A 2225-nucleotide genomic window follows, 5' to 3' on the forward strand; every position below is an offset into this window, starting at 1 on the left:
ATCCATGATTTTTGGGTTGCTCCGCAAAATTAACACCGCCCAGCCGGTCAGGCAAGGCGGTTTATGGGACGTTTACCTTAAAACAAAAGATTACTGTTATACAAAAAACAAGATTACCAACTGAGCGGCGATCACACGCATAAACATTGTAAGAGGATAAACAGTGGAATAGGCAACAGCCGGCGCGTCATTGTTGGCGAGTTTGTTGGCATATGCCAAAGCCGGCGGATCCGTATAACCTCCGCTCATCATACCTATGATAGAGAAGTAATTCATTTTGAATTTTGCTCTTGCAATAATGCCCATTACAATAAGTGGCACAACAGTTATGATAAATCCATAACCTACCCATAGCGCACCCTGTGTATTAAATACCGTAGCGAAGAAATCCTTTCCGGCTGCAATCCCTACGGATGCGAGGAAAAGACATATTCCCATCTCCCGAAGCAGAAGATTTGCTGAGGAATTGGTATAAGTGACAAGATGGAACTTATGTCCGTAAGCACCAATCAGAATTGCCACCACAAGCGGCCCTCCGGCAAGACCGAGTTTCATCGGAACTGACATACCCGGGAACTGCAAAGGGATGCTACCAACAAGAATGCCGAGGAAGATGCCGATAAACATAGTTATCAGATTAGGCTCGTTCAGACGTTTCATCGAGTTTCCGAGACGGTTTGCAAGGTTATTTATGTCATCAAGCTTACCTACAACTGTCAGCCTGTCACCCATCTGCAGACGGAGATTAGGACCGGCGACAAGATCCACACCGGCTCGGTTAACCCTTGTAACATTGAGATTATAAGCGGAATGTAAACGCATTGAACCAAGTTTGGTTCCATTATACTCTGTCTTGGTTACAAGAATGCGACGCGATACTACAGGACCCTTTTCACGTTCCCAAGTCTTTTCGATGACCGGACCTATAAATCTGGTAAACATCTCCTCATCTTTCTGAGAACAAACCACAAGACAGACGTCATCATAATTTATCACATCCTCCGATTTCGGTATAATGACAGTTCCGTCCGGTTTCTCGATTCTTGAAATAACGTAGTCACATGATATCAGAGTATGAAGTTTCTTCATCGAAAGACCGTCAACCATGCGGTTGGTGACCCGCAGAGACACAATGTGGGGAGCAAGCATTGAACTTTTCTCATCATGCTCTATTTCTGCGATTTCAGCATTGGTGTCAATTTTAAAAAATTTTCTGATAAGAATCATTGTGAGTATTATTCCGACCACACCGAGAGGATACGCGGCGGCATAACCCATCGACATCTGCTGACTCACATCATATCCTTCCGCATTCACCTGCAAATATGTCTGCTGTGCGGCTCCGAGACCAGGTGTGTTAGTAACAGCACCACTCATAATACCAACAAGCTGAGATATTGAAGTATCTCCGGACGCACCGCCTTGAATAAAGTAAATCGCCAGCATGATGACAACATTAAGACAAATTCCCGTCACTGCAAGCAGATTCATTTTAACACCTCCGTCTTTAAACGAAGAGAAGAAACCAGGTCCGACCTGCATACCTATCGAAAAGATAAACAATATCAATCCGAATTCCCGTAGGAAATGCAATACGTTGTTATCAGCCTGATAACCGAAATGCCCGACAATAATACCTACGAACAACACAAACGTAACACCAAGCGATATCCCGAAAATCTTAATCTTGCCAAGATAAATACCGGCAAAAATAACAAAGGAATAAAGAAGAATCGTGCTCGCAAGCGAGTCATTAAAGGGCCTCACAAGATCTATAAGCCAATCCATATTTTAATATAATTGAAAGATAATAACACTTTTTCACCTTGAAAAAAACTGAGAAACCAAGAGTATTTTTGAATTTAACTTTCATTTATATGAAGAGGTGTTTTCGAGGGAATTTCACGTGAATGAAAGTTAAATCCAGTCACTCTCTAAATGAGTGTGCAAAATTAATGAAATTTTTCCACAATAACGCTATTTAACAATTTAAACTTTTTTTCATGGATAAAGATGCGAACAATCGTCATTAAGGATATTTTTTGTAAATTTACAAAGTATTTGGCACATATATTGCTTCTCATGGAATACAATTACAACAAATCGAATAATATGAACACATTTTTCAAATCACTTACAGCCCTGACTATGGTTACGTTTGCAGCCTCTGCTTCAGGGACATCCTCCAATCCACTGATTGAAGGCAGTAATCTTCCATTCGGCAC

Annotated in this window: 1 protein-coding gene; it reads right to left on the reverse strand. The window is 41.3% G+C overall.

Annotation, left to right across the window (positions count from 1 at the left end):
- Window positions 1-96: 96 nt before the first annotated feature.
- Window positions 97-1788 (reverse strand): putative transporter, encoded by a 1692-nt coding sequence (locus JX312_RS12525; protein ID WP_123406564.1) that lies wholly within the window; start codon window positions 1786-1788, stop codon window positions 97-99.
- Between the last annotated feature and the right edge of the window lie 437 nt (window positions 1789-2225).

Origin of the sequence: Barnesiella sp. CU968 (assembly GCF_905219685.1) — a bacterium.
Taxonomy (GTDB): domain Bacteria; phylum Bacteroidota; class Bacteroidia; order Bacteroidales; family Muribaculaceae; genus Lepagella; species Lepagella muris_A.